The organism is Streptomyces sp. NPDC025784 (genome assembly GCF_055558435.1).
Genome location: NZ_JBVHMN010000001.1, coordinates 1030668 through 1055120, shown reverse-complemented (window position 1 = coordinate 1055120; position 24453 = coordinate 1030668). Strand labels below are relative to the sequence as shown.

24 protein-coding genes, 1 pseudogene and 1 riboswitch are annotated in these 24453 nt (G+C 71.8%); of the genes and pseudogenes, 18 read left to right on the top strand and 7 right to left on the bottom strand.

The annotated features are described in order from the left end of the window. Positions 1-80: 80 nt before the first annotated feature. Complete coding sequence (locus tag ACZ4IF_RS04585; RefSeq protein ID WP_467559464.1) at positions 81-1490, top strand: APC family permease; 1410 nt, start codon at positions 81-83, stop codon at positions 1488-1490. Here ACZ4IF_RS04585 and ACZ4IF_RS04580 read toward each other — a convergent pair. Next, positions 1487-1897, bottom strand: coding sequence for a GNAT family N-acetyltransferase (locus tag ACZ4IF_RS04580; protein WP_467559462.1), 411 nt, complete (start codon positions 1895-1897; stop codon positions 1487-1489). The genes ACZ4IF_RS04585 and ACZ4IF_RS04580 overlap by 4 nt on opposite strands. A 116-nt stretch (positions 1898-2013) precedes the next feature. Between ACZ4IF_RS04580 and ACZ4IF_RS04575 the strand changes: the two genes are divergently transcribed. The 4 genes from ACZ4IF_RS04575 (at position 2014) to ACZ4IF_RS04560 (ending at position 9398) form a co-directional block, all read left to right on the top strand. Further along, positions 2014-4698, top strand: a complete 2685-nt coding sequence (locus ACZ4IF_RS04575) for an alpha/beta fold hydrolase (protein WP_467559460.1) — start codon at positions 2014-2016, stop codon at positions 4696-4698. Then, the gene (locus ACZ4IF_RS04570) at positions 4695-5558 is read left to right on the top strand and encodes an ABC transporter permease (RefSeq protein ID WP_095934435.1); all 864 of its coding nucleotides are present in this window, start codon (positions 4695-4697) and stop codon (positions 5556-5558) included. Before ACZ4IF_RS04575 ends, ACZ4IF_RS04570 begins: the two co-directional genes overlap by 4 nt. A gap of 151 nt (positions 5559-5709) precedes the next feature. Beyond that, on the top strand, positions 5710-7293 hold the full coding sequence (locus ACZ4IF_RS04565; protein WP_467559458.1) for a vWA domain-containing protein: 1584 nt from the start codon (positions 5710-5712) through the stop codon (positions 7291-7293). 185 nt (positions 7294-7478) lie between these two features. Then, on the top strand, positions 7479-9398 hold the full coding sequence (locus ACZ4IF_RS04560) for an AMP-dependent synthetase/ligase (protein WP_467559456.1): 1920 nt from the start codon (positions 7479-7481) through the stop codon (positions 9396-9398). Between the two features lie 96 nt (positions 9399-9494). On the opposite strand, the gene ACZ4IF_RS04555 is transcribed toward ACZ4IF_RS04560, so the two are convergent. Next, on the bottom strand, positions 9495-9905 hold the full coding sequence (locus ACZ4IF_RS04555) for a rodlin (RefSeq protein WP_467559454.1): 411 nt from the start codon (positions 9903-9905) through the stop codon (positions 9495-9497). A gap of 204 nt (positions 9906-10109) precedes the next feature. Beyond that, positions 10110-10523, bottom strand: a complete 414-nt coding sequence (locus ACZ4IF_RS04550) for a rodlin (protein ID WP_467559452.1) — start codon at positions 10521-10523, stop codon at positions 10110-10112. A 249-nt stretch (positions 10524-10772) separates the two neighbouring features. Between ACZ4IF_RS04550 and ACZ4IF_RS04545 the strand changes: the two genes are divergently transcribed. From ACZ4IF_RS04545 to ACZ4IF_RS04535, 3 genes are all read left to right on the top strand, one after another. Then, on the top strand, positions 10773-11189 hold the full coding sequence (locus ACZ4IF_RS04545) for a rodlin (RefSeq protein ID WP_467559450.1): 417 nt from the start codon (positions 10773-10775) through the stop codon (positions 11187-11189). 279 nt (positions 11190-11468) lie between these two features. Further along, on the top strand, positions 11469-11726 hold the full coding sequence (locus ACZ4IF_RS04540) for a chaplin (protein WP_467559448.1): 258 nt from the start codon (positions 11469-11471) through the stop codon (positions 11724-11726). A 131-nt stretch (positions 11727-11857) separates the two neighbouring features. Continuing rightward, positions 11858-12613 (top strand): chaplin, encoded by a 756-nt coding sequence (locus ACZ4IF_RS04535; RefSeq protein WP_467559967.1) that lies wholly within the window; start codon positions 11858-11860, stop codon positions 12611-12613. Between the two features lie 642 nt (positions 12614-13255). Here ACZ4IF_RS04535 and ACZ4IF_RS04530 read toward each other — a convergent pair. Both ACZ4IF_RS04530 and ACZ4IF_RS04525 read right to left on the bottom strand, forming a co-directional pair. Then, positions 13256-13581: pseudogene (locus ACZ4IF_RS04530) on the bottom strand (lipopolysaccharide biosynthesis protein); the annotation flags it as partial. A 2-nt stretch (positions 13582-13583) separates the two neighbouring features. Further along, positions 13584-15278, bottom strand: a complete 1695-nt coding sequence (locus ACZ4IF_RS04525) for a lipid II flippase MurJ (RefSeq protein ID WP_467559446.1) — start codon at positions 15276-15278, stop codon at positions 13584-13586. 499 nt (positions 15279-15777) lie between these two features. Here ACZ4IF_RS04525 and chpG point away from each other — a divergent pair, with 499 nt between their 5' ends. The 8 genes from chpG to ACZ4IF_RS04485 all read left to right on the top strand — a co-directional run bounded on the left by chpG (position 15778) and on the right by ACZ4IF_RS04485 (position 20289). Continuing rightward, positions 15778-16017, top strand: a complete 240-nt coding sequence (gene chpG, locus ACZ4IF_RS04520) for a chaplin ChpG (RefSeq protein WP_467559444.1) — start codon at positions 15778-15780, stop codon at positions 16015-16017. 222 nt (positions 16018-16239) lie between these two features. After that, positions 16240-16686: a hypothetical protein gene (locus ACZ4IF_RS04515; RefSeq protein ID WP_467559442.1), complete on the top strand. Its 447-nt coding sequence runs from the start codon at positions 16240-16242 to the stop codon at positions 16684-16686. A gap of 222 nt (positions 16687-16908) precedes the next feature. Then, a complete protein-coding gene (locus ACZ4IF_RS04510) occupies positions 16909-17211 on the top strand; it encodes a hypothetical protein (protein WP_467559440.1) in 303 nt (100 codons plus the stop codon). A gap of 86 nt (positions 17212-17297) precedes the next feature. Next, entirely contained in the window at positions 17298-17537 is a 240-nt protein-coding gene (locus ACZ4IF_RS04505; RefSeq protein WP_467559965.1) for a chaplin, read from the top strand. A gap of 192 nt (positions 17538-17729) precedes the next feature. Beyond that, positions 17730-18227: a DUF5949 family protein gene (locus ACZ4IF_RS04500; RefSeq protein WP_467559438.1), complete on the top strand. Its 498-nt coding sequence runs from the start codon at positions 17730-17732 to the stop codon at positions 18225-18227. Next, complete coding sequence (locus ACZ4IF_RS04495; RefSeq protein WP_467559436.1) at positions 18227-18856, top strand: vitamin K epoxide reductase family protein; 630 nt, start codon at positions 18227-18229, stop codon at positions 18854-18856. Before ACZ4IF_RS04500 ends, ACZ4IF_RS04495 begins: the two co-directional genes overlap by 1 nt. A 101-nt stretch (positions 18857-18957) precedes the next feature. Next, entirely contained in the window at positions 18958-19476 is a 519-nt protein-coding gene (locus tag ACZ4IF_RS04490; RefSeq protein WP_467559434.1) for a hypothetical protein, read from the top strand. 186 nt (positions 19477-19662) lie between these two features. Next, on the top strand, positions 19663-20289 hold the full coding sequence (locus ACZ4IF_RS04485) for a DUF2087 domain-containing protein (protein ID WP_467559432.1): 627 nt from the start codon (positions 19663-19665) through the stop codon (positions 20287-20289). Between the two features lie 61 nt (positions 20290-20350). On the opposite strand, the gene ACZ4IF_RS04480 is transcribed toward ACZ4IF_RS04485, so the two are convergent. Further along, complete coding sequence (locus tag ACZ4IF_RS04480) at positions 20351-21334, bottom strand: D-2-hydroxyacid dehydrogenase family protein (RefSeq protein ID WP_467559430.1); 984 nt, start codon at positions 21332-21334, stop codon at positions 20351-20353. Positions 21335-21459: 125 nt separating this feature from the next. Between ACZ4IF_RS04480 and ACZ4IF_RS04475 the strand changes: the two genes are divergently transcribed. Then, complete coding sequence (locus ACZ4IF_RS04475) at positions 21460-22041, top strand: hypothetical protein (protein WP_467559428.1); 582 nt, start codon at positions 21460-21462, stop codon at positions 22039-22041. Positions 22042-22071: 30 nt separating this feature from the next. Beyond that, positions 22072-22824 carry a YcnI family copper-binding membrane protein gene (locus tag ACZ4IF_RS04470; protein WP_467559426.1) on the top strand — a complete coding sequence of 251 codons (753 nt, stop codon included), beginning with the start codon at positions 22072-22074 and terminating at the stop codon, positions 22822-22824. Positions 22825-22917: 93 nt separating this feature from the next. Here the strand turns inward: ACZ4IF_RS04470 and nicT are convergent, their stop codons facing one another. Then, positions 22918-24021 (bottom strand): Nickel transporter NicT, encoded by a 1104-nt coding sequence (gene nicT / locus ACZ4IF_RS04465; protein WP_467559424.1) that lies wholly within the window; start codon positions 24019-24021, stop codon positions 22918-22920. Positions 24022-24049: 28 nt separating this feature from the next. Then, positions 24050-24253, bottom strand: a riboswitch (cobalamin riboswitch). Positions 24254-24453: the final 200 nt, after the last annotated feature.

Sequence of the window (24453 nt, the reverse complement as noted above, 5' to 3'; positions counted from 1 at the left end):
ATGACGTACGACGCGAGCCGCCGGAGGCGATATCGCTCCCGCCCGAATCACCTGACGCACGAGTCGATCGGAACCGCTTCATGACCGACACGCTCCGCCCTGTCGAGACCGCAGTCCTGGACGCCGCCTCCTCGGCGCCGGACGGCCCTCGAAAGCTCAAGCGCTCCATCGGCGTCGTCGGCGGCACCCTGCTGACGCTCTCCTGCGTGACGCCCGCCTCCACGCTCTTCGTGGTCGTGCCCGACCTGTTCGGCTCGCTCGGCACCGCCACCGCCCTCACGATCGCCATCGGCTCCCTCCTCTGCATAGCCGTGGCGTTCTGCTACTCGGAGCTGGGCACCCTCATCCCCAGCGCCGGCGGCGAGTACGCGATGGTCTCGACGATGGCCGGACGCCTCGCGGGCTGGCTGGTCTTCGTGCTCTCCCTGCTGGTCGTCATGATCGTGCCGCCCGTGATCGCGATGGGCACCGCCGACTACCTGGCGCCGATCGTGCACCTCGACCCCGCCATGACCGGCGCCGGCGTGATGCTCCTCGCCACCCTCGCGGGCCTGCTCGACCTGCGGGCCAACGCCTGGATCACCGGCATCTTCCTGGTCCTCGAAGTCATCGCGGCGGCCGTCGTGGCGGTCCTCGGCTTCGCCCACAGCGAGCGCGGCCCGGGCAGCCTGGTCTCGATGCAGGTCGCGGGCTCCGGAGGCCACACGGACACCGTCACGGCCATGCTGGTCGTGTCCGGACTCGCCATCGCCCTCTTCGTCACCCAGGGCTTCTCCACCGCCGTCTACCTCTCCGAGGAGCTGGAGAACCCGCGCCGCAACGTCGCCCGCACGGTCCTGGCCACCCTCGCCATCTCCACCGTGATCATCCTGGTCCCGGTCGTCGCCATCACCATGGGCGCCTCGGACCTCTCCGCCCTCACCGGCGGCGACATCAGCAGCATGGTCACCGCGTGGTCGAACTCCGCCGTCGGCACCTTCGTCAGCCTGTGCGTCGCCCTCGCGATCATCAACGCGGGCATCGTCATGGTCATCCAGAACTCGCGGGTCCTGTTCGCCTCCGCCCGTGACAAGGCCTGGCCCGAGCCCGTCAACAAGGGCCTGTCGCGCCTCGGCCGATTCGGCTCCCCCTGGGTCGCCACGCTCCTCGTGGGCGTCCCCGGAGCGCTCCTGTGCTTCGTCAACCTGGACACGCTGTACGGCGTCACCGGCGTCTCCGTGACGGCCATGTACCTGCTCGTCGCCGTCGCCGCCCTGCTCTCCCGCCGCGGCCAGCACCGCCACACGCAGGCCTGGCGGATGCCGCTGTGGCCCGCGATGCCCGTCCTGCTCATCGCGGTCCTCGCCTACGTCCTCAGCCAGCAGGAGACCTCCTACCTGCTGTGGACCGGCGGCATCACGGCCGTCGCCACCCTGTACTGGGCCTTCTACCTGCGGCCCCGCCGTGAGACCCGCTGGCTGGTGTCGATCCCGGAGGACGCGCAGGCCTAGGCGAAGGCCCACGTCACCACCGTGCACGACCCGTCGTCCTTGCCACCCGCGCTGCGGTAGGTGGCAAGGGCGACGTCGTTCCCGGTGTCGACGCCGACCCACATGCCGTAGCAGCCGCGCTCCCGGGCCGGCGCGGCGAGCGCCCGCACCAGCGAGCTCCCGGTGCCGCGCCGCCGGAACGGTCCGGCGACCGCCGGCTCGTACAGGAACATCTCGGTGCCCTTGTCGGGGTGGACCGTCTCCACCCCGCTGACGAACCCGACGGGACCGCCGTCCTCGTACGCCAGGAACAGGTGGTGGCCCTGGGTCTCCAGGAGACGCCGGGCCCGTTCGGAGCGCACGGGGTGGTCGAAGAGGTACTCGGCGGCGGTCAGTTCCCCGACCGTGGTGGCGCGGCGCATCTCCATGGGCCGTTCGTACCACGGACGCGGTACGCCGGTACCCGCCCGTACTCCTGTGGGAGGGGCCGGGGTTCAGCCCGGTGGCTGCATCCGTTGTCGGTCCCCGCCCGTACCGTTGGAGCATGGATCTTCGACTGCCCCGACCGCGCGGGCCGCGCCGGGGCCCGCTCCCCGGCCGGACGTGGCCGGGCACCCGGGGGAGGTTCGCCGCCGCGGCCGCCGCCCTCGCCGTGCTCGTCGGCGCCGGCACCTGGACGGCCGTCGCCTCGGACGACGCGCCGCCCGTGCACCGCGCCGACCGCGTCATGGCGATGAGCGGCGGCGTGCGCGTCGACACCTCGTACTTCACCGCGGGCCCTTCCTCGCACCGTCGCCCCGCCGTGCTCCTCGCACACGGCTTCGGCGGCAGCAAGGCCGACGTCCGGGACGAGGCGGAGCAGCTCGCCCGTGACGGATACGCGGTGCTGACCTGGTCGGCACGCGGCTTCGGCCGCTCCACCGGCACGATCGGACTGAACGACCCGGACGCCGAGGTCGCCGACGTGTCCCGGCTGATCGACTGGCTCGCGCGGCGGCCCGAGGTCCGGCTCGACGCGGACGGCGACCCGCGCGTCGGCGTCACCGGCGCCTCGTACGGCGGCGCGGTCTCGCTGCTCGCCGCCGCCTACGACCGGCGGGTCGACGCGATCGCCCCGTCCGTCACGTACTGGAACCTCGCCGACGCCCTCTTCCCGAACGGGGTGTTCAAGAAGCTCTGGGCCGGTGTCTTCGTCAACACCGGTGGCGGCTGCGACCGTTTCCAGCCCCGGCTGTGCGCCATGTACAACCGCGTCGCCGAGTCCGGCAAGCCCGACGAGGCGGCCACCCGGATGCTCCAGGAGCGCAGCCCCTCCGCCGTCGGCGACCGCATCAAGGTGCCGACGCTCGTCGTCCAGGGCCAGTCCGACTCGCTGTTCCCGCTCGGCCAGGCCGACGCGACGGCCCGCGCGATCCGGGCGAACGGAGCACCCGTGGACGTCGACTGGATCTCCGGCGGCCACGACGGCGGCGACATGGAGACCGGACGCGTCGAGTCCCGGGTCGCCGCCTGGTTCGACCGCTACCTGAAGGACGACAAGGGCGCCGACACCGGCCCCGCCTTCCGCGTCACCCGGACCGGCGGCATCGACTCCACCGACGGCGCCGCGCAGCTGCGCGGCGCGAGCGCGGACACGTATCCCGGCCTGACCGACGGGCGGCGCACCGTCCCGCTGAGCGGCCGCGAGCAGAGCTTCGACAACCCCGCCGGCGGCGGTCCGCCCGCCATCTCGGCGCTGCCGGGCCTCGGCGGCTCGGGCGGCCTCGCCCAGCTGTCCTCCCTCGGCGTCGGGGTCTCGCTCGACTTCCCCGGCCAGTACGCGCACTTCGATTCCCCGGTGCTCGGCGAGGACCTGCGGATCACCGGCACCCCCACGGCGACGGTGCACGTCACGTCGAGCGCCGACGACGCGGTCCTGTTCGCGAAGGTCTACGACGTCGGGCCGGGCGGCCGGCAGCAGGTGCTGCCCTCCCAGCTCGTCACACCGCTGCGCGTCGAGGGCGCCAGGAGCGGCAAGGACGTCACGGTCACCCTGCCCGCCGTCGACCACGAAGTACGGAAGGGCCACCGGCTGCGCCTCGTCCTCGCCGCGACCGACCTCGGCTACGCCTCACCGTCCGCCCCGGCCACGTACACCGTGTCCCTGAAGGGCGACCTGACGGTCCCCACGGCGCCCGGCGTGAAGACCGCCGCCGCGCCGCTGCCTTCCTGGGTGTGGTGGCTGCCGCTCGCCGGAGCGCTCGCCGCGCTCGCCCTGCTGCTCACCGCCCGCCGCCGCACGGCACCGGCCGGACCCGACCCGGACCTCGCCGAAGTCCCGCTCCAGATCACCGGCCTGAGCAAGCGGTACGCCGGGTCCGCCGACCGTTACGCGGTACGGGACCTGTCGTTCCGCGTGGAGAAGGGTCAGGTCCTCGGCCTCCTCGGACCGAACGGCGCGGGCAAGACGACCACCTTGCGCATGCTCATGGGCCTCATCGGGCCGGACGACGGCGAGATCCGCGTCTTCGGGCACGCGATCCGGCCGGGCGCGCCGGTCCTCTCCCGGGTCGGGGCGTTCGTCGAGGGCGCGGGCTTCCTCCCGCACCTGTCCGGCCGCGAGAATCTGGAGCTGTACTGGCGGGCGACGGGCCGCCCGCCCGAGGACGCCCACCTGGAGGAGGCCCTGGAGATCGCGGGCCTCGGCGACGCGCTGGTCCGCGCCGTCCGCACCTACTCCCAGGGCATGCGTCAGCGCCTCGCCATCGCCCAGGCGATGCTCGGCCTGCCCGACCTCCTCATCCTCGACGAACCGACCAACGGACTGGACCCGCCGCAGATCCGCGAGATGCGCGAGGTCATGATCCGCTACGCCGCCGCGGGCCGCACGGTCATCGTCTCCAGCCACCTCCTCGCCGAGGTCGAGCAGTCCTGCACGCACCTCGTGGTCATGGACCGCGGCCGGCTGGTCCAGGCGGGCCCGGTGAGCGAGATCGTCGGCTCCGGCGACACCCTCCTCGTCGGCACCGGTTCACCCGTGGACGAGCCCGTCGTCGAGAAGGTCGGCGCGCTGCCCGGCGTGGCGTCGGCCGTCGCCACCGAAGGCGGACTGCTGGTCCGGCTCGCCCCCGGGGGCAGCGCCGAACGCCTGGTCGTCGAACTCGTACGGCTCGAAGTGCCCGTGGCGTCGATGGGCCCGCACCGCCGTCTGGAAGACGCCTTCCTCACCCTGATCGGAGGCTCCGCATGAGCACGCTCGTCGAGCGCGGCGAGACGGCCGACGGGTACCGCGCCCGGCGCACCCTGCCGCTGCGCGTCGAACTGATCCGGCAGCTGAAGCGGCGCCGCACCCTCGTGATGGGGGCGATCCTCGCGGCGCTGCCCTTCGTCCTGGTCGTGGCGTTCGCGATCGGCGGCGACCCGGGCTCGCGCAACGGCCAGGTCACCCTCATGGACACGGCCACCGCGTCCGGCGCCAACTTCGCCGCCGTGAACCTGTTCGTGTCCGCGGGCTTCCTCCTGGTGATCCCGGTCGCCCTGTTCTGCGGGGACACGATCGCCTCCGAGGCGAGCTGGTCGTCGCTGCGCTATCTGCTGGCCGCGCCCGTGCCCCGGGCCCGGCTGCTGTGGTCCAAACTCGTCGTCGCCCTCGGCCTCAGCCTCGCCGCGATGATCCTGCTTCCGGTCGTCGCGATCGCGGTGGGCACCGCCGCCTACGGCTGGGGACCGCTGGAGATCCCCACCGGCGGCGCGCTCCCCGCGGGCACCGCGACCCAGCGCCTCCTCGTGGTGATCGCCTACGTCTTCGTGTCCCAACTCGTCACCGCGGGCCTCGCGTTCTGGCTGTCCACGAAGACGGACGCCCCGCTCGGCGCGGTCGGCGGCGCGGTCGGCCTGACGATCGTGGGGAACGTCCTGGACGCCGTCACCGCCCTCGGCCACTGGCGCGACTTCCTTCCCGCGCACTGGCAGTTCGCGTGGGCCGACGCCGTCCAGCCGACCCCGGAGTGGAGCGGCATGATCCAGGGCACGGCGATTTCCATAACGTACGCGCTCGTGCTGTTCGCGCTGGCCTTCCGCGGTTTCCGGCGCAAGGACATCGTGTCCTAGGTCTCCGGAGGATCACCCACCGGTCTCGAAGGCCCCCCGTCGTGGCCGCTTCGAGATCCATCCGCAACCGTCCGGAGCGCACGTCCCGGCCCCCTCGGCCGTCACAGTCACAGACGTCGGCCCACACACGGCCGCTCACCGAGGGGGCAGCATGGGGATGCAGCTGATGACACGGATACGCACACGGGCCGCGGGAGGCCGCCGGCTGCGCGGCACCCTGCTCGCGCTGACGGCCGCGGGCGCCGTCCTGCTGACGGGATGCAGCGCGAGCGACGGCGGCAACTCGACGGACCGCGCCGACAAGTCCGGCGGGCGCACCCTCCCGCTGCCCGCCCCCGCCGGGCCCACGGGCGACGCCCAGGGCGCGCAGGAGGGCGAACAGACCGGGTCGCCCGACCGGGAGATCGCACCGTCCCCCGACTACCTCTCCACCTTCGCTCTGGACGTCGACACCGCCTCCTACGGCTACGCCCGCCGCACCCTCGCGGGCGGCAGGGTCCCGGACCCCTCCACCGTCCGGCCCGAGGAATTCGTCAACAGCTTCCGCCAGGACTACCGGCGCCCCGACGGCAACGGCTTCACCGTCACCGTCGACGGCGCCCGCACCGGCGACGAGCGCTGGTCACTCGTCCGCGTCGGTCTCGCCACCCGCGCCGCCGAGGACGAGCGGGAACGGCCGCCCGCCGCCCTCACCTTCGTCATCGACATCTCCGGCTCCATGGCCGAGCCCGGCCGCCTGGACCTGGCCAAGGACTCCCTCGACGTGATGACGGACCGGCTGCGCGACGACGACTCCGTCGCCCTGGTCACCTTCAGCGACAAGGCGGAGACCGTCCTGCCGATGACCCGCCTCGGCGACCACCGGGGCCGCGTGCACGACGCGATCGGCAGGCTGGAGCCGACGGACTCGACCAACCTCGGCGCCGGCGTGGACAGGGGCTACGAGACGGCGGTGGAGGGACTGCGCGAGGGCGCCACCAACCGGGTCGTGCTCATCTCCGACGCCCTCGCCAACACCGGCGACACGGACGCCGACAGCATCCTGGAGCGCATCTCCGACGCCCGTCGCGAGCACGGCATCACTCTGTTCGGCGTCGGGGTAGGCAGCGACTACGGCGACGCCCTCATGGAGCGCCTCGCCGACAGGGGCGACGGGCACACGGTGTACGTCTCGGACCGCGACGAAGCCCGTACCGTCTTCTGCGACCAGCTCCCGCAGAACATCGACCTGACGGCCCGCGACGCCAAGGCGCAGGTCGCCTTCGACCCGCAGACGGTCGAACAGTTCCGGCTCATCGGCTACGACAACCGCGCGGTGGCCGACGAGGACTTCCGCGACGACCGGGTCGACGGCGGCGAGGTCGGCCCCGGCCACACGGTCACCGCGCTCTACGCCGTCCGCACCCGGCCCGGCGCCTCGGGCCACCTCGCCACCGCCAGCGTCCGCTGGCTGGACCCCGACACCCGCGCCCCGCACGAGGAGTCCGGCCTGCTGGAGGCCGGTTCCCTCGACGGCGACCTGTGGACGGCCGACCGCTCCCTCCAGGTCGCCGCCGTGGCCGCCTATTTCGCCGACGGTCTGCGCGCGGGCGACGCCCGGTTCGACGCCCTGCCCGGCGCGCTTCCGCTCGGCGAACTCGCCACCCGTGCCGACCGGCTCGCCGACGACTCCGAGGACCCGGCGGTACGCGGACTGGCGACCGCGGTCGAGCAGGCGAACCGGCTGAAGGGCTGAGCGGAGGAGTCCCCCGGAGGGCTGAACGAGGCGTCCCCCAAAGGCCGGACGGCGGGCCTTGGCCGCCGCCCGGCCGGCCCGGCCCGCTTCATCGACCGTGCGCAACCCATTGAATTTCCGTTACGCCTGCGTAAGTTGACTCCGGAGTAAGTACCCCGAGCAAGTCCCCCCGACCGGGAGCCGTCATGGGCGTACGCAAGGATCTGAAACGGGCGAAGCGGCGCGCCGACCTGGCGGACCGCAGCAGGGTGGAGCTGGTCCGGGACGAGGACGGCACGGTCCGCGAGGCACGTGCCGCACGCCTCGCCCCGGCCCCCGCCACCGGCAGCACCGCCGACCTGCCCTTCACCAACGCCGCCGAGGCCCCCGACGCGGTCGTCCTGCGCCGGGCGGAGAAGGGCGTGTGGCGGCCGGTGACCGCGGCCGCCTTCGCCCGCGAGGTCACCGATGCCGCCAAGGGCCTGATCGCGGCGGGCCTGGAGCCGGGCGGCCGCGTCGCGGTGATGTCCCGCACCCGCTACGAATGGACGGTCCTCGACTTCGCCGTCTGGGCGGCCGGCGGACAGACCGTCCCCGTCTACGCGACCTCGTCGGCCGAGCAGGTGGAGTGGATCGTCCGGGACTCGGGCGCACGGTTCGTCGTCGTCGAGACCGACGAGAACGCGGACACGGTGACCACCGGCACGGCACGGCACCCCGAACCCCCGCGCGTGTGGCGGCTGGACGCGGACGCGATCGGCGAACTCACCTCCCTGGGGCGGGACATCACCGACGAGGAGGTGACCAAGCGGCGCGCCGCACTGACCCCGGACACCGTCGCGACCGTCTGCTACACCTCCGGGACCACCGGACAGCCCAAGGGCTGCGTCCTCACCCACGCCAATCTGCACGCCGAGGCCGCCAACACGGTCGAGCTGCTGCACCCCGTCTTCAAGGAGGTCACCGGCCAGACGGCCTCGACCCTCCTCTTCCTGCCGCTCGCCCACATCCTGGGCCGCACCCTCCAGATCGCCTGCCTCATGGCGCGCATCGAACTGGGCCACTGCCCGAGCATCAAGCCGGACGAACTCCGGCCCGCGCTAAGGCAGTTCCGCCCGACCTTCCTCGTCGGCGTCCCGTACCTCTTCGAGAAGATCCACGACACCGGGCGGGCCACGGCCGAGAAGATCGGCCGGGGAGCCTCCTTCGACCGTGCCGACCGCATCGGCGTCCGTTTCGGCGAGGCCTACCTGAACAAGTTCCTGGGCGTGGGCAAGGGCCCCGGCCCCGGCCTGTACGCCGCCTGGGCGCTGTACGACCTGCTCGTCTACCGCCGTATCCGCAAGGAACTGGGCGGTCGGGCCCGCTACGCCATCAGCGGCGGCTCCCCGCTCGACCGCAACCTCAACCTGTTCTTCTACGCGGCCGGAATCATCGTCTACGAGGGGTACGGCCTCACCGAGACCTCCGCGGCCGCCACCATCGTCCCGCCCCTCGAACCCCGCCCCGGGACGGTCGGCCTGCCGGTCCCGGGCACCGCCGTGCGTATCGCCGACGACGGCGAGGTCCTCATCAAGGGCGGCATCGTCTTCGGCTCCTACTGGAACAACCCGGCCGCCACCGACGCCGTCCTCACCGACGACTGGTTCGCCACCGGCGACCTCGGTGCCCTGGACGAGGACGGCTACCTCACCATCACCGGCCGCAAGAAGGACATCCTCGTCACGTCCGGGGGCAAGAACGTCTCGCCCGCGGTCCTGGAGGACCGGCTGCGCAGCCGGTCGCCCGTCGGCCAGTGCGTCGTCGTCGGCGACAACCGTCCGTACGTCGCGGCCCTGATCACCCTCGACGCCGAGTCCCTCGCCCACTGGCTCGCCGTGCGCAAACTGCCCGCGGACACCCCGCTGTCCGACGTCGTCGCGGACCCCCGGATGCGCGCCGACGTCCAGAAGGCCGTGGACTACGCGAACGCCGCGGTCTCCCGGGCCGAGTCGATCCGCCGCTTCGCCCTGGTGGCGGGCGAGTTCACCGAGGACAACGGTCTGCTCACCCCTTCGCTGAAGGTGAAGCGGCACGCGGTCACCACGGCGTACGCCGCGGACATCGAGAAGCTCTACCGGAGCTGAGCGACCCCCGTGCCGACACGGGGGAGCGGCCGGTCCCCGCACACGGGAACAGCGGGCCGCCCTGAAGGGGGGCCCGCTGTCCGCGGTACTGGGAGGTCAGCTGCTGGCGGCGCCGTTGCCCGACAGGACCGGGATGTTGTCCAGGATGTGGGAGAGCGGCTCGTCGCCCTTGGCCTGGGTGGAGTTCTCGGTGCACTGCTGGTTCTGCGGGGCCGACAGGACCGGGACGTCCTGGACGGCGGTGATCGGGACGAGACCGACGACCGAGCCGACGTTGGCCTTGGCGGGCAGGCCCACACAGGGCTTGTTCAGCGAGCCCTGGACGAGCGCCATCTGGGGGCTCATGTCGCCGTTCGTGACCTGGTTGCCGTAGCTCTGCGTGGAGTCGGTGCCCTGGGTGGTGGTGACACCGTCGTCGTTCCCGATCGCCAGCGCCTGCGGCGCGGCGGCGGCCGAGACGCCGGCGAGAGAAGCGGCAATGGCCGCGGTCGCCCACAGCTTCTTCATGTTCGTTGCCCTTTCGGAGAGCGGACTCCGGTGCGGAGCCGCGTAATGATCAACTCTGGTGCGGACCGTCGGGTTGCTGCGCGTGCCCCGAACGGTCCAAGGGGCCTGAGGGATCCGAGTGCCGGTGCCGCTGTCGTCATGGAGCCGACAGCGGCAGCGGGCCGCCGGGACACCCGGCGACCCGCTGTCCGCGGTACTGGGAGGTCAGCTGCCGGTGGCGCCGTTGCCCGACAGGACCGGGATGTTGTCCAGGATGTGGGAGAGCGGCTCGTCGCCCTTGGCCTGGGTGGAGTTCTCGGTGCACTGCTGGTTCTGCGGGGCCGACAGGACCGGGACGTCCTGGACGGCGGTGATCGGGACGAGGCCGACGACCGAGCCGACGTTGCCCTTGACCGGCAGGCCCACACAGGGCTTGTTCAGCGAGCCCTGGACGAGCGCCATCTGGGGGCTCATGTTGCCGTAGGTGGCCTGGTTGCCGTAGCTCTGCGTGGAGTTGGTGCCCTGGGTGGTGGTGACACCGTTGTCGTTCCCGATCGCCAGCGCCTGCGGCGCGGCGGCAGCGGTGGCTCCGACGACGGAAGCGGCGACCGCCGCAGCGGCCATAACCTTCTTGATCACTTGCTGATCCCTTCTGGAGTAACCCCGTACACCGGAGCGCTCTGGACAACTGGAACCGGTCCACATGGTTGCTCCGATTCACCCCAATGGCCCATACGGATGGCGTCTTCGCCGAGTCCTCGGCCCAGAGGTTCCGTGAATTCCGCAGCCCTGAACGCACCATCCGGGTGAAGGGACGAAACCGATCGCGCCGGCGCCGGTTGACGTGGGAGCAGGAATACCTGTCTCTGCCGGCAAAGGGCCGGAGTAATGCTCAGGAAGGCAATGGCCGCGGCGGCGGTCGCGGCCTCCGTCGTCGGTGTCCCGGCGACGGCCGCCCGGCAGGCGCCGGCGATCGGGAACGGCGGCGGCGTCACCACGACCCAGGGGGCCGACTCCACGCAGTCCTACGGCAACGGCGTAACCCAGCGCAACATGAGCCCCCAGCTCTCCCTCGCCCAGGGCGACCTCGACAAGCTGTGTGTGGGCCTTCCCGCCAAGGCCGGCGTGGGTTCGGTCGCGGGTGTCCTGGTGCCCGTCACCGCCGTCCAGGACGTGCCGGTGCTGTCGGCCGCGCAGGACCAGCAGTGTGCCGAGAACTCCACCCAGGCCAAGGGCGACGAGCCACTGTCGCACATCCTGGACGACATCCCGGTGGCTTCCGGCAGCGGGGCGACCGACAGCTGACGGCCGTTCGCGGGAGGCTCGGACCGAGTGCCGCGTCACGCGGCCCGTCCGTGCCTTTCCGTGCCTTCCCGCCATGGGCGGCGAGATATTCGGACCGGCCGGGAGAAGCGTTTCTTCGATGTGAGGTTTTCGTGCGAGTTCGGTGCGGGCGATTCGAGTGAATTAACAAGTCGGCCGGGTTTCACAGTTTCTTCGCCCCGCTGTCGCTCGTTTGCAGTCCGTAGGTCATGGTGCGAGCCGTTCATGCTGTGCTCGCTCGGTTTCGGCCGTCAATCGGGCATGACCGCAGAGAAGGGAAAGTGCGTGAAGCTCAAGAAGAGCGCTGCAGTCGTCGCGGGCACGATCGCGGCCCTGGGCATGGCTGCCCCCGCCTTCGCCGACTCCGGTGCCCAGGGCGGCGCCACCGAGTCCCCCGGTGTCCTGTCGGGCAACGTGGTCCAGGTCCCCGTGGACGTGCCCGTCAACGTGTGCGGCAACACGGTCAACGTCATCGGGCTGCTGAACCCGGCGCTGGGCAACGGCTGCGCCAACAACTGACGCGGCGAGGGATCAGCCGCCTCGGCTGAGCCGCTGCCGGCCTCGGACAGCCTCTTCGCGTCCGGGGTCGGCCTTCCTCACTTCTACCAGCAGGAAGATCAACGAGATTGCGACAGACTCTGAGTAGGGGAATGGTCGTGGCCGCGGCCGCGACGAGCATCGTGTCCCTGTACGGGAACCCGGCTTTCGCCGACGCGGGCGCGGAAGGGGTCGCCGCGGACTCGCCCGGCATCGCCTCGGGCAACAACGTCCAGGTTCCGCTGCACGTACCGGTGAACGCCTGCGGCAACACCGTCGACGTGGTCGCTCTGCTCAACCCGGCCTTCGGCAACTCCTGTGCCAACACCTCGGGTTCGAGCGGAACGAGCGGGACGTCCAGCGGCTCCTCGGCGCGCGCAGAGGCCACCGGATCGCCCGGCATCGCCTCGGGCAACAACGTCCAGGTGCCGCTGGACGTGCCGGTGAACGCCTGTGGCAACACCGTGGACGTGGTCTCCGCGCTCAACCCGGCCTTCGGGAACGAGTGCGGCTCCGGGGGCACGCCTCTGACGACCACACCTCCCAGGACGGTGACTCCGCCGGTGACTCCGCCGGTGACTCCGCCGGCGACCACACCTCCGAGGTCGGTGACTCCGCCGAAGTCCACACCTCCGAGGACGGTGACTCCGCCGAAGTCCACACCTCCGAGGACGGTGACTCCGCCGGCGACCACGCCTCCGAGGTCGGTGACTCCGCCGGCCCCCGTCGAGGAGCAGACGCCTCGTCTCGGCGGATCGCTGCCGCACACGGGCAGTGAGGGCACCCTCGCGGCGTCGGCCGCCAGCGCCGCCCTGCTGGCGGGCGGAATCCTCCTGTACCGGCGAGGCCGAGCCGCCTCCCGCCGGTAGGACCTTGCTGCGGGTGCCGGACGACGCAGGAGCGCGTCCGGCACCCGAGCCGGTGCCCTGCCCGGCGGCCACGCGGAGCGACGGGCCGGCCATTTTCGCGGCGGGCGAGCCGGACCCCTGGACGCTCGACGCCTTCAGGGAACCCGGCGTGATCGTGGCGGGGAACGGAGTGGACTGCTCCCCGCCACGATCATCCGTGTGAGTGATCCTCACCGATGAAGCCCGATGCCATCTTCGGCAATAGGGCTATTTTTTATGACTGTATGTCAGTAATTGAAGCGCATGACGCGGTTCCGGGCGCGCCGCGAGCGAACTTGGCCCCAAGTGGCTGGGCGGCGCCGACGTGTGGGTCGGACACACGTATTGCCGGGTGACCGCTGGAGCATCATCGAGGGCGCGCCCGACTTCCTCCACAGCTGGGTCCGATGGCGGCGCGAGCGGGGCGACCGACTGTTCGTCCTCGACGTGCCGCTGCTGGAGCGCAACGAGGAGAACATCTCCGACGCGGGGGTCGTCGTCGAGCAGCACGTCCGCGGTGACCGGCCCGCCGAACGGTACGAGGGCGGGCAGCGGTCCGCGCTGCCGCATCAGGGGCGCGTCGGGGCGGAGTTCACCCCCGTCGCGGACCACCATCAAGCGCAGCCGTCGCGGCATGCCCGGCAGAAGGCCGCCGAGCACCCCGCCCGCGCCGGCGCCACCAGCTCAGTCACCGCCGGCGACGGCGAGGATGCCTGCGTGGGACGCACCGAGCGGGAGAACGCGACCAGTTCGACGTGGCTGCTGCTCCGGTTGTCGTTCGCGTGCCGGGTCAGCGAGCGGGCGACGGCGTCGGCCACGTCGGCCGCGACGTCCGGGCGCCCGGAGGTGGCCGGCACGGAGACCACCGGGGCGTCGGGCGAGGTCGCCCTCCGCACGTCCGACTGGAACGTGCGCACCCGCACACCCGCCCACACCTGGGCGTCCCCGAGTGTCAGCGGAAACGGACATGCGGGAGCCTTCGTGTGACGGAACGGAATGCGGCTGCGCAGGCCTGGACCTTGAGGGCCCGGGCCAGCAGGGCGAAGACGACGGTCACGACCGTGCCGCCGGCCACGAGACCGAGCGCGGGGGAGCGGGTGCCGCTCGCGGCGACCGCCCCCGCCACGGCGGCGACGGCCGCCGCTCGTACGGGTCTGCCGAGCTCCGACACCACACGACGGGTCCGGATCGGCACATTGCGCGGGCCCGTGCCGCACAGCAGGAGCACGGCGCTGACCGTGATGCCGAGGGCGTTGGCGGCCGCGATCCCGTGCACCCCCCAGACGCCGACGGTCAGCGCGCCGGCCCAGGAGGTCACGAGGAGCCCGACCGTCATCGCGATCAGCGGGTACCAGGTCGGCCGTCCCGCCGAGAAGAACGAACGGACCAGCACGCCGACCAGGGTGTGGCCGAGCAGTCCGAGGGCGTACACGCGCATGACCGAGGCGGTGGCCGCCGTGTCCCGTGCGGTGAACGCCCCGTGCTGGAAGAGCAGTTCGATGATCTGCGGAGCGCACGCGACGACCGCCGCAGCGCCGAGCAGCACCGTGCGGGAGACGAGCGCCAGGTCGCGTTCCACCCGCGCCCTGGCCTGCTCCGTGTCGCCCTCCGCCTGCGCCCGCGCGACCGCCGGAAAGGTGACCGTGCAGAGCATCAGGGCGAGGACCATCGGCATCTGGGCCACTTTCTGGGCGTAGTTCAGATGCGAGATGGCGCCCGAGGGGAGCGAGGACGCGAGGAAACGCTCGATGAGGACCTGGCACTGCCGACACAGGGTGAACAGCAGGACCGTCGTGATCAGCGTCAGGTCCACCGGCCGGGCCTGTGTGCCGCCGCCCGCGTCGACGGCCCGCGCCATGGCGGCGAGGTCGTCGCCGGGCGCCTTCCCGGCCCTGAGCTGCCGCCACAGCGACGGCAGTTGAGCTCCCACCATCAGCGCGCCGCCGAGCGCCACACCGAGGGCCGCGGAGCGCACACCCCAGTGGCCGCCGAGCACGAGCATCGTCGTGGTGATCGCCGCGTTGTACGCCATGTAGATCGCCGCCGGTGCGACGAACCGCTGGTGTGCCCGCAGCACCGCGCTGCAGTACCCGGCGAGCCCGAAGCTCAGCACCCCGGTCGCCGTCAACCGTGTGCAGTCCACGGCCAGTCCGTGATCCGGCAGGCCGGGCGCCAGCGCCTCGACGAAGTACGGCGCCCCGATGACCAGCACGCCGGACGCGGCCATGAAGGCCAGCGACAGCCGGGGCAGGGTGGCGCCGACCAGGGCACGGACCGGGTCACCGACCGTCCCCCGGGCGCGGCGCGCGACGGCCACGCTGAACGCCGGTACGAGCACGAAGGCCAGACCGTCCTCGATCAGCAGCGTCGCCGCGAACTCCGGCACCGTCCAGGCCACCAGGAACGCGTCCGTCTCCGGACCGGCCCCGAACAGGTGTGCCAGCGCCTGGTCCCGGCCGAGGCCCAGCAGCGCTCCGGCGGTGGAGAGGGTGATGGTGACGATGGCGGCCCTGGCGAGGAAACGGCCGGCGGCCGTTTCCTGGGGTTCGGCGGGGGCGGCGGGATCGGCTCTGCGGGCCGCGGGCAGCACGACGGGGGGCCGGGTGCGCGGGAGGCTCACGGTGCGGGCCGGAACCGAGGTGCGCACCGAGCCGGCTTCAGCACGTCCGGCACCTGCGCCGCCTGCCGCGTCGTCGGTGTCCACCCCACCGGCCCGGTCTGCCTCCGCCGCGACGTACGGGACTGGCCGGCGACGGCCAGTCGGGCCTGCGCCAGGTCCGTGACGAGCCGGGGTAACCCGCCGTCGACGGGCCGGGTGACATGAAGGACCCGCGACGGAGGGTCGGTTGACAGTCGCATGCGCGGTTCCTTGCTCACGGGCGGCGCGCAAAGGGGCGCGCGTCACTGCTTCGCGTCGACGGCGCCGAACTGTGCGCCGGTCCTTCCAAGCGGCGCCAGGAAGAGCCCGACTCCGGCCTCCTGTCCGCATTCGTCAGTGAAACCATGGAAGTGTATCGGAATGGTTGAGCTGCTCCTTTTGCGGTATCACCATTCCGGGGGCACAACCCGCGCGCGGCTCGCGCGTTGACCTTCTGTGCCGGGCATCCCGCCCGGATGTTGTGTCGATTTCCAAGGAGCACTTCTCCATGTCGCGTATCGCGAAGGGCCTGGCCCTGACCTCCGTTGCCGCCGCCGCTGTGGCCGGTACCGCCGGTGTCGCCGCCGCCGACAGTGGCGCGTACGGCACGGCCGTCCAGTCCCCCGGCGTCCTGTCGGGCAACGTCGTGCAGGTCCCCGTGCACGTCCCGGTCAACGTCTGCGGCAACACGGTCGACGTCATCGGCCTGCTGAACCCGTCGTTCGGCAACAGCTGCGCCACGGACTGACGTCCACGCGGACCCTTCCGGCCGTCCTCCGAAGCGGAGGGCGGCCGGTTCGCGTTGCCCCGAATGGGGGGATGCCGTGCGATCCCTCGTGTGGCTCCTCACCAGGGGTGATGTCGGTGTTGTGGACGCGAGGGCGCTACGTGGAGGATTCGTTCGGTTGCACACGGCGACACCGGCTTTCACGGTGATTCCAGGTTCGACCGAACATCGAAGGGAACATCCATGCGTGCTCTGCGCGCACGACGCATCGTCCCCGCCGCTCTCAGTGCCACCGTTCTGCCCGGGATCGCCGCTCCGGCCGTCGCCGCGGACGGCTTCTCGTCGCGAGGCGACAGTCACTCGTCGGTGGCCGCGACGCCGACCGCCATCACGCCGCCGTCGGTGGTGAAGGGCATCGAGGCCAAGGCGGGCACGACACCGGCCGTCAAGGCGCCGATGGACCTCAAGGGCGACGCCCTGGCCGCGCTCCAGGCGGCGGTCGACACGCTGCTCGGGGCGGCCGCCTCCGGCGATGCCGCCCAGGTCGTGCCGGGGGGCACCGGCCTCCTCGACTTCGTCGTCGCGACCGTGCGCGGCGGCGGGCTGTCCGCGCCCGACCTGCCGGGTCCGTCCTCGCTGTCCGGCGTGACGAGCGCGCTGCCGAAGGGCGGTGTCCTGCCCATCCACTGAGCCCGGGGAGCGGTGTCTGAGGCGAAGCAGTCGCCACCCTGCCGTCGTGCCGACCGTCTCCGGTCGGCATGACGGCTGTTTTGTATGAGAATGCGACACGCCGTTCGTTCGGGTGGGGTGCAGGAATTTTCTGCACGCGGGGTTTCCGCCGGGAGTGGGGCTCGTTAGCCGGGCGAGGAGGAATTCCCTCTGGTGACCTGAGTTGCCGATGAAAGGAACCCGATGAAGTCCCTGAAGGCCGCCGCTGCCGTTGCCGGGTCCGTGGTCGTCGCTGGTGCTGCCGCGCCCGCCTTTGCCGCCGATGCCTCCAACCTCACGCCCAGCAGCCTCAATGGTGCCGTGGAGACCATCACCAGCCAGCGCACGCTCAACGCCGAGGACCTGATGCCCCTCCAGCATCAGTCGAGCGCGCTCGACACCGAGAACAAGGGCTCGCTGCTCCACTCCGTGGCCGGCGTCACGGAGGCGGTCAACTCCTCCGGCACCCCCGCGAAGCTCCTCGGCGGACTTCCCCTCCAGAGCTGATCGGTTCATTTCATCGCGTGTCTTTCCGGAGGGCCTGCGGCGATTTCCCTAGGATTTGGGGCAAATCTCCCAGGAAAGGGTTGATGATGAACACTGCCAAGAAGGTCGCTCTCATTCTGGCCGCCGCCGGAATGGCCATGGGTGTCGCTGCCGGCAGCGCGGTCGCCGACTCCGGTGCCGAGGGCCTCGCGACCAACTCCCCCGGCGTCCTGTCGGGCAACGTGATCCAGGTTCCCGTGCACGTCCCGGTGAACGTCTGCGGCGACTCCGTCAGCGTCATCGGTCTGCTGAACCCGGCGGCCGGCAACGGCTGCGCCAACGACTGACCGCCTGCGCGATATCGAAAGGGCCGATTCCGCAGAATCGCGGAGTCGGCCCTTTCGCGTCGGAAAACGCGGGGCCGGCCCTTCCGCGCTGTTCGAGGAGCGTCCCTCATTCGTGTGGTCGACCCTCCGGTCGTCCCCCGGACGGGTGATGAACCGGCCGGACCCGTTCGGGTGCGTCGATAAGGTTCCGCGGTGACTTCAACCCCAAGCGAAACGCGCCCTTTCCGGGCCGCCGACCTCGGCACGCTCGCCGTCATGGCCTTCAGCGGTGAAGCCCCCGACGGCGACATGCCCTATCTCCTCGCCTACTCCCTGGGCGACGGCGCGGGCGGCCCCGAGGCCTCCGCGACGGCCGTCGAGCAGCTGCTCACCAGCAACGGTCTGCCCGTCGGTGAGACGCTCCTGGACGCCTCGAGCAAGCCGAGCCTGCCGCTCACCCTCCTCGTCGAGGCCGGTCAGGCCGTCGTCACGATGCCGCACCTCAACGCTCAGTGCGTGGCGCCGCCGGAGTGGCTCGCCGCCGTGGCCGCACGCGGTTACGCCTACTTCCTGTTCGCCACCCGCGCCTGGCCCGAGGCGCAGCCCGGCGAGCCCGTCGCGCCGGAGAGCCTGACGGCCTTCGCGGGCGACGAGCAGACCCTGCTCAGCGCCGCACACGTGCTCCTGCCCGCGCGCACCCTGCGCGGCTGATGGCGTCCACCGCGGGGCGGGGGGCATACGACGAGCACGGCGCGTCCGTACGGACGGCGGGCGGCAGCCGCGCGTTCGCCCTGATGCTGGTGATCACCGGAGCCGCCGGGCTGCTCGCCGCCTGGGTCATCACGATCGACAAGTTCAAACTGCTGGAGAACCCGAACTTCGTGCCCGGGTGCAGCCTGAACCCGGTGGTCTCCTGCGGCAACATCATGAAGAGCGACCAGGCCTCCGCCTTCGGCTTCCCCAACCCGATGCTCGGACTGGTGGCCTACGGCATCGTCATCTGCGTCGGCATGAGCCTGCTGGCCCGCGCGACCTTCCCGCGCTGGTACTGGCTGACCTTCGACGCCGGCACGCTCTTCGGCGTCGGATTCTGCACCTGGCTGCAGTTCCAGTCGCTCTACCGCATCAACGCGCTCTGCCTGTGGTGCAGCCTCGCCTGGGTCGCCACGATCATCATGTTCTGGTACGTGACGTCATTCAACGTACGAAATGGATTTCTGCCCGCGCCCGCCTGGCTCCGGCAATTCCTCGGGGAGTTCACCTGGGTCCTGCCGCTGCTGCACATCGGCATCATCGGCATGCTGATCCTGACCCGTTGGTGGGATTTCTGGACGAGCTGACTATTGCGTCCGTCGGGGGAATCTTGCACTGGTGGCGTTCTCGGAATCGTTACTCGGTACGGATGCTGAGCCCGCCGAACCCTGAAAGGGCCGTACCTGAGATGAAGCCGACCACACGAGGAACTCTCGCCGCCGTCATGACCGGCGTCGTGGCAGCGGTGGGCGCCGCCGCCGCTGCCCCCGCCGTCGCGGCCGGCACGGTCCCGGTCCCCGTACCTCTGGAAGGTGTCGAGAACGCCCTCAACCTGCCTGCCTCCAAGATCTCCGGGCAGCTGCCGCTGCCGACGCCCGGCAGTCCCCAAGGCCCGCGGTACGTCGAAGGACGACTGATCCCCGAGGGTGCCGTGCCGCAACTGCCGCTCAGCGGCGGACTGCCCGGGGCGGACCTGCGTACACCCCTCCCGCACGTCCTCGGCGACGGCTTCGAGCACGTCGGCGTCGACGCGCCCGCGACCGGCCTGCGGACGCTGACCCCCGGACTGTCCCTGGACGCCCCGCTCGGTCCTCCGAACCCCGACCACCTCGGGCTCCCGGACACCGAACTCCCCCAGGCCGCCGTGCTCACGCCGCTGCTCAGGACGGCTCCCGGCGCGAACGTCGAAGCGGGGTCGGGCTCCTAGGGGTTTCGTTGGGATCAGCCTGGGTCCGCGACGCCCGGCTCGGCAGCCCCCGTGTTGCCGGACCACTCGAGCACGCCCAGTCACCCTTTCCGAGCTGGGCTCTGGACGCGTCCACCGCCGTACGGCCGAAGGGGCGGCAAGAAATTCGTTACGGCGCCCGGCCCGCCCAGGACTAGCCTGCCGGGCATGCCGACCGACGAACCGACCGACCTTCCCACCGACCTGCCGAGCGGTCGGAGCGACCTGCCCGGTCTGCCGGACCCCGCCGAACTCGTGAGCCTCATCGGCCTGTTCGCGGAGGAGAAACGGGTGCGCGCCTTCGCCGCGGTGGCCCTCGGGGCGGACGACCCGACCCAGGTCAGGGAGCGGGCGGGACTCTCCCCGAAGGACACCGCCGTCGCCCTGCGACGGCTCCGGGACCAGGGCGTGATCGCCGAGGCCGACGGACGCCTGGGCGTCGTCCACCAACGCTTCCGGGAACTCGCACGCGCCGCCCGCCCGCGCGCGGCGGCCACCGAGGACCACGGCTCGCAGGACGAGCGGTCCGAGACGGTGCTGCGGACCTTCGTGCGCGACGGCCGCCTGGTCCGGCTGCCGTCGCAGTGGGAGCGCAAGCTGGTCGTGCTGCGGCACATCGCGGAGCGGACCTTCGAGCCGGGTGTCGAGTACCCGGAGCGGACCGTCAACGAGAAGCTCCGCGCCTGGTGCGAGGACGCCCCCGTCGACCATGTGACCCTGCGGCGCTACCTCGTGGACCTGCATCACCTGCAACGCCAGTACGGCTTCTACTGGCGGCCCGCGGCGACGGCATGAGCGTCCGTGGCGACGGGCTGAGAGCTCGTGGCGACAGCTTGAGCGCCCGTGGGCCGGCTGCTCAGCCCAGTCGGCGCACGGGCTCCCCGGCCAGGAACGCCTGGATGTCCTCGACCGCCGCGCCGTAGTACGTCTCGTAGTTGGCCCGCGACACATAGCCGAGGTGCGGGGTCGCCAGCAGGCGCGGGGCCGAGCGCATGGGGTGGTCGGCGGGGAGCGGTTCGATGTCGAACACGTCGACGCCCGCGCCCGCGATCCGGCCCTCGTGCAGGGCGGCGAGCAGCGCGTCCTGGTCGACGATCGCCGCGCGCGAGGTGTTGACGAGGTACGCGGTCGGCTTGAGGAGCGCCAGCTCGGTCGCGCCGACCAGATTCCGGGTGCGTTCGCCGAGCGCGAGGTGGACCGAGACGAAGTCGCTGCTCGCGAGCAACTCCTCCTTGGAGGACGCCCGTTCCACGCCGACCTCGGCGGCGCGCTCCGCGGTGAGGTTCTGGCTCCAGGCGCCGACCCGCATGCCGAAGGCGAGTCCGACCTGAGCCACCCGGCCGCCGATCCTCCCGAGTCCGAGCAGGCCCAGCCGACGGCCGTGCAGATCGGCGCCCACGGTGCTCTGCCAAGGGCCGCCCGCCCGCAGCGCGTCGTTCTCGGTGACGATGCCGCGGGCCAGGCCGAGCAGCAGCGCCCAGGTCAGCTCCACCGGGGGCGTCGAGGAGCTGGGGGTGCCGCACACGGTCACGCCGTACGTCTCGGCGGCGGCGTAGTCGATCACCGAGTTGCGCATCCCGGAGGCGATCAGCAGCCTCAGCCGGGGCAGCCGGGCGAGCAACGACGCCGGGAAGGGCACCCGCTCGCGCAGGGTGACGACGATGTCGAAGTCCGCCAGCGCCGCCGCCAGCGCGTCCTCGGCCGCGGCCTCGCCGCCCCCGGCGGCCCGGGGCCGCTCGCGGAAGCTGACGACCTCCACGTCGTCGGCGAGCGGTGACCAGTCGGCCACCTCGGTCGCGACTCCCTGGAAGTCGTCGAGCACGGCGCAGCGAAGTCGCATGTCAGGTCCCTCCCAGGATCAACCGGACCCTATCCGAGCCGTGTCGGGGCCGGAGCGTCCGGACGCGGGGCGACTCCCGGGAAGCCACGACCGTCCCTCCCGCCGCATGGCAGTATCTGGGCTCCATGAGTGCGTCCCCGGCAGTACGGAGCCTGCGCGCGGCGGTGTTCGCCGTGCTGTGCGTGCTGCTCGCCGCCGGGGGACACGGACTGGCCACGGGACAGGCACCGCCGCTCCGGGCGGACGCCGCCGGGGTCCTCGCCGTCTTCGTCGCCGCCTGCCTGCTGGGCGGCCGGGAACGCTCGCTGCTCGGGATCGGCGGCGGGATGCTGGCCGCGCAGGCCGGGCTCCACTTCGGGTTCGAGGCGTCCCGGCCGCGCATGGCGATGACCATGCACGGGGCGCACATGACGCACACGCACGCCATGACACCGCACGCCACGGCCGCACATCTGGCCGCGGCCCTGCTGGCGACCTGGTGGCTGCGGCGCGGTGAGGCCGCGCTGTGGACCCTGCTGCGGTGGGCCGTGACGCTCGTCCCGGGTCTCGTGGCGTGGTGGCGGGTAGGGACGGAAACCTGCTCCGCCCCGGCGCGCCGGGGTGCCGTACGCCCCGCGCCGGTGCGGGCGCGTGCGCTGCGGCAGGTGCTGCTGCGGCACGCCGTCTCCCGTCGGGGACCGCCGGCCGGGCTCGCGTACACGACCTGACCGCGTTCCACACCAGTACGGAGTCCCCTGATGTCCCCGATGAGCACCACCCTGCGCCGCGCCGGCGTCGTCGCCGCCCTGAGCACCGCCGGAGTCCTGACCGCGGCGGGTGCCGCCTTCGCGCATGTGACGGTCCACCCCGAGAGCTACCCCAAGGGCGCCACGGACGGTGTCCTGACCTTCCGCGTCCCCAATGAGGAGGACACCGCCAGCACCACGAAGGTGCAGGTGTTCCTGCCCACCGACCACCCGGTCCTGGGCGTTCTGGTCACTCCGCAGGCGGGCTGGACCGCCAAGGTGACGACCACCAGGCTGAAGAAGCCGATCAAGACGGACGACGGCACGATCACCGACGCCGTCTCGGAGATCACCTGGACCGGCGGCCGGATCCGGCACGGCGAGTTCCAGGACTTCGACGTCGCCTTCGGCCAACTGCCGGACGACACCGACCAGCTGACCTTCAAGACCCTGCAGACCTACTCGGACGGCAAGGTGGTCCGCTGGATCGAGGAGACGCCGAAGGGCGGCGAGGAGCCGGAGAGCCCGGCGCCGCTGCTCTCGCTCACCGCCGAGAGCGCGGGCGGGGCGGGCTCCGGTGAGGGGTCGTCCTCGGCGTCCTCGTCGGCGCCGGCGTCGGAGTCGACGGCCAAGGCCTCGACGGCGAGCGACAAGAGCAGTGACTCGACCGCTCGCGGCCTGGGCGTCGCCGGGCTGGTCGTGGGTGTCCTCGGGCTGCTCGCCGCAGGGTTCGCCCTCGCCCGCGGCCGGAACGCACGCTCCTAGTCGCCGCGCGGCGCCCGCGACCGGAACGCGCGGGCTCGCCCCCTGCGCGGCTGCCGCCCCGCCGGTTCCGGCCGGCGGGGCGGCAGCTCGGCGTCAGCTCCCGTCGGCGGGGCGGACCGCCCAGCGTTGCTCGACCTTGGCGAGCCGCCAGTACGCCACGGCCGCCGCCCAGACGACGACGAACAGTCCGACGATGATGTAGCCGACGTTGTCCAGGTCGAGGCCCGCTGTCCAGCCCGTCACCGCATCGCTCAGTTCGAGCTTGTCGTGCAGGACACCCACCAGCTCGATGGTGCCGATGAAGAAGGCCACCGCGATGGACAGGCCGGTGATGGTGAGGTTGTAGAAGACCTTCCGGACCGGGTTGGAGAAGGCCCACTGGTAGGCGAAGTTCATGAACGTGCCGTCCAGGGTGTCGAACAGGCTCATCCCCGCGGCGAACAGCAGCGGCAGGCAGAGGATCGCGTACCAGGGCAGCCCGGCCGCGGCGCCGCTGCCCGCCATCACCATCAGCGTGACCTCGGTGGCGGTGTCGAAGCCCAGGCCGAACAGGAAGCCCAGCGGATACATCTGTCCCGGCCGGGTGATGGACTTCGTGAACCGGCCGAGGACGCGATTCATGAACCCGCGTGAATTCAGGTGCTGTTCGAGTTCGGCCTCGTCGTACTCGCCCGTGCGCATCGCCCTGAACACCCGCAGGATGCCGACGAGCGCCACCAGATTCAGGGCCGCGATCAGGTAGAGGAACGACCCGGAGACCGTGGTGCCCATGACACCGAGCACCTGATGCGTGCTGGAGCCCTCGTTCATGATGCGCCCGGCCAGCTGGGTGCCTCCGGCGATGAGCGCGGCCAGCAGGACCACGACGCTGGAGTGCCCGAGCGCGAACCAGAAACCCACCGACACCGGTCGTTCGCCGTCGGCCATCAGCTTCCGGGTGGTGTTGTCGATCGCGGCGATGTGGTCGGCGTCGAAGGCGTGCCGCATGCCCAGCGTGTAGGCGGTGACGCCGAGGCCGATGCCGAAGGCCCTGGACCCGACCTCGTAGTGCTCGGGCACCACGAGCAGGAACAGGACGCCGAAGGCGACGACATGCAGGCCCGCGATCACGGCGAGGAGCACGGCGGTCCGCACCGTGTCCTCGCGCCGCCAGCGGAACGTGGCGGGGGAAGGGGACGACTGCGTGGGCAGGGTCATGCGGTCACGCTCCAGCACCTCGTGGATCACTTCGTGAGATGCCGTGGCCGGTCTCCTGGCTGACGGGTTCGCGCGTCCGCCCCTGCCTTCCCGGCCGTACGGCCAGTGGCGCCGCCCGAGGAGGGCGGCACGGGACGGAAACTCCCCGATCACAGTGGCGAGGGCCGCTCCGGCCTGGGCCCCTGAGGGGCCGTCACCGGTCTTCCCGAACACCACGGCCCGACAACCGTAGGGGTGGCCCGGGCCCGCAGCAAAGCCGGGCGCCCGTGCGGGTATCGAAGATCACAAACGGCTGCCCGCGGCGCGGGACCGCCCGACCCGGGGCCGGGACACGTCCGGCCGGCCGGTGGAGCGGTCCTTCAGCAAGGCCCGTGAGCCCGGGCGCCCGGGGTGAGCCGGGGCCACGGGCTCACAAAGCCGCCCTGAGTACGG

Excerpts from the sequence above, each read along its gene's own strand:
- ACZ4IF_RS04505 (WP_467559965.1), top strand. The coding sequence starts at position 17,298 with ATGAACACTGCCAAGAAGGTCGCTCTCATTCTGGCCGCCGCCGGAATG.
- ACZ4IF_RS04575 (WP_467559460.1), top strand. The coding sequence starts at position 2,014 with ATGGATCTTCGACTGCCCCGACCGCGCGGGCCGCGCCGGGGCCCGCTC.
- ACZ4IF_RS04545 (WP_467559450.1), top strand. The coding sequence starts at position 10,773 with ATGCTCAGGAAGGCAATGGCCGCGGCGGCGGTCGCGGCCTCCGTCGTC.
- ACZ4IF_RS04510 (WP_467559440.1), top strand. The coding sequence starts at position 16,909 with ATGAAGTCCCTGAAGGCCGCCGCTGCCGTTGCCGGGTCCGTGGTCGTC.
- ACZ4IF_RS04580 (WP_467559462.1), bottom strand. The coding sequence starts at position 1,897 with ATGGAGATGCGCCGCGCCACCACGGTCGGGGAACTGACCGCCGCCGAG.
- ACZ4IF_RS04495 (WP_467559436.1), top strand. The coding sequence starts at position 18,227 with ATGGCGTCCACCGCGGGGCGGGGGGCATACGACGAGCACGGCGCGTCC.
- ACZ4IF_RS04470 (WP_467559426.1), top strand. The coding sequence starts at position 22,072 with ATGTCCCCGATGAGCACCACCCTGCGCCGCGCCGGCGTCGTCGCCGCC.
- ACZ4IF_RS04585 (WP_467559464.1), top strand. The coding sequence starts at position 81 with ATGACCGACACGCTCCGCCCTGTCGAGACCGCAGTCCTGGACGCCGCC.
- ACZ4IF_RS04480 (WP_467559430.1), bottom strand. The coding sequence starts at position 21,334 with ATGCGACTTCGCTGCGCCGTGCTCGACGACTTCCAGGGAGTCGCGACC.
- ACZ4IF_RS04560 (WP_467559456.1), top strand. The coding sequence starts at position 7,479 with ATGGGCGTACGCAAGGATCTGAAACGGGCGAAGCGGCGCGCCGACCTG.
- ACZ4IF_RS04535 (WP_467559967.1), top strand. The coding sequence starts at position 11,858 with ATGGTCGTGGCCGCGGCCGCGACGAGCATCGTGTCCCTGTACGGGAAC.
- ACZ4IF_RS04475 (WP_467559428.1), top strand. The coding sequence starts at position 21,460 with ATGAGTGCGTCCCCGGCAGTACGGAGCCTGCGCGCGGCGGTGTTCGCC.
- ACZ4IF_RS04485 (WP_467559432.1), top strand. The coding sequence starts at position 19,663 with ATGCCGACCGACGAACCGACCGACCTTCCCACCGACCTGCCGAGCGGT.
- ACZ4IF_RS04555 (WP_467559454.1), bottom strand. The coding sequence starts at position 9,905 with ATGAAGAAGCTGTGGGCGACCGCGGCCATTGCCGCTTCTCTCGCCGGC.
- ACZ4IF_RS04540 (WP_467559448.1), top strand. The coding sequence starts at position 11,469 with ATGACCGCAGAGAAGGGAAAGTGCGTGAAGCTCAAGAAGAGCGCTGCA.
- chpG (WP_467559444.1), top strand. The coding sequence starts at position 15,778 with ATGTCGCGTATCGCGAAGGGCCTGGCCCTGACCTCCGTTGCCGCCGCC.
- ACZ4IF_RS04515 (WP_467559442.1), top strand. The coding sequence starts at position 16,240 with ATGCGTGCTCTGCGCGCACGACGCATCGTCCCCGCCGCTCTCAGTGCC.
- ACZ4IF_RS04490 (WP_467559434.1), top strand. The coding sequence starts at position 18,958 with ATGAAGCCGACCACACGAGGAACTCTCGCCGCCGTCATGACCGGCGTC.
- ACZ4IF_RS04570 (WP_095934435.1), top strand. The coding sequence starts at position 4,695 with ATGAGCACGCTCGTCGAGCGCGGCGAGACGGCCGACGGGTACCGCGCC.
- ACZ4IF_RS04565 (WP_467559458.1), top strand. The coding sequence starts at position 5,710 with ATGGGGATGCAGCTGATGACACGGATACGCACACGGGCCGCGGGAGGC.
- nicT (WP_467559424.1), bottom strand. The coding sequence starts at position 24,021 with ATGACCCTGCCCACGCAGTCGTCCCCTTCCCCCGCCACGTTCCGCTGG.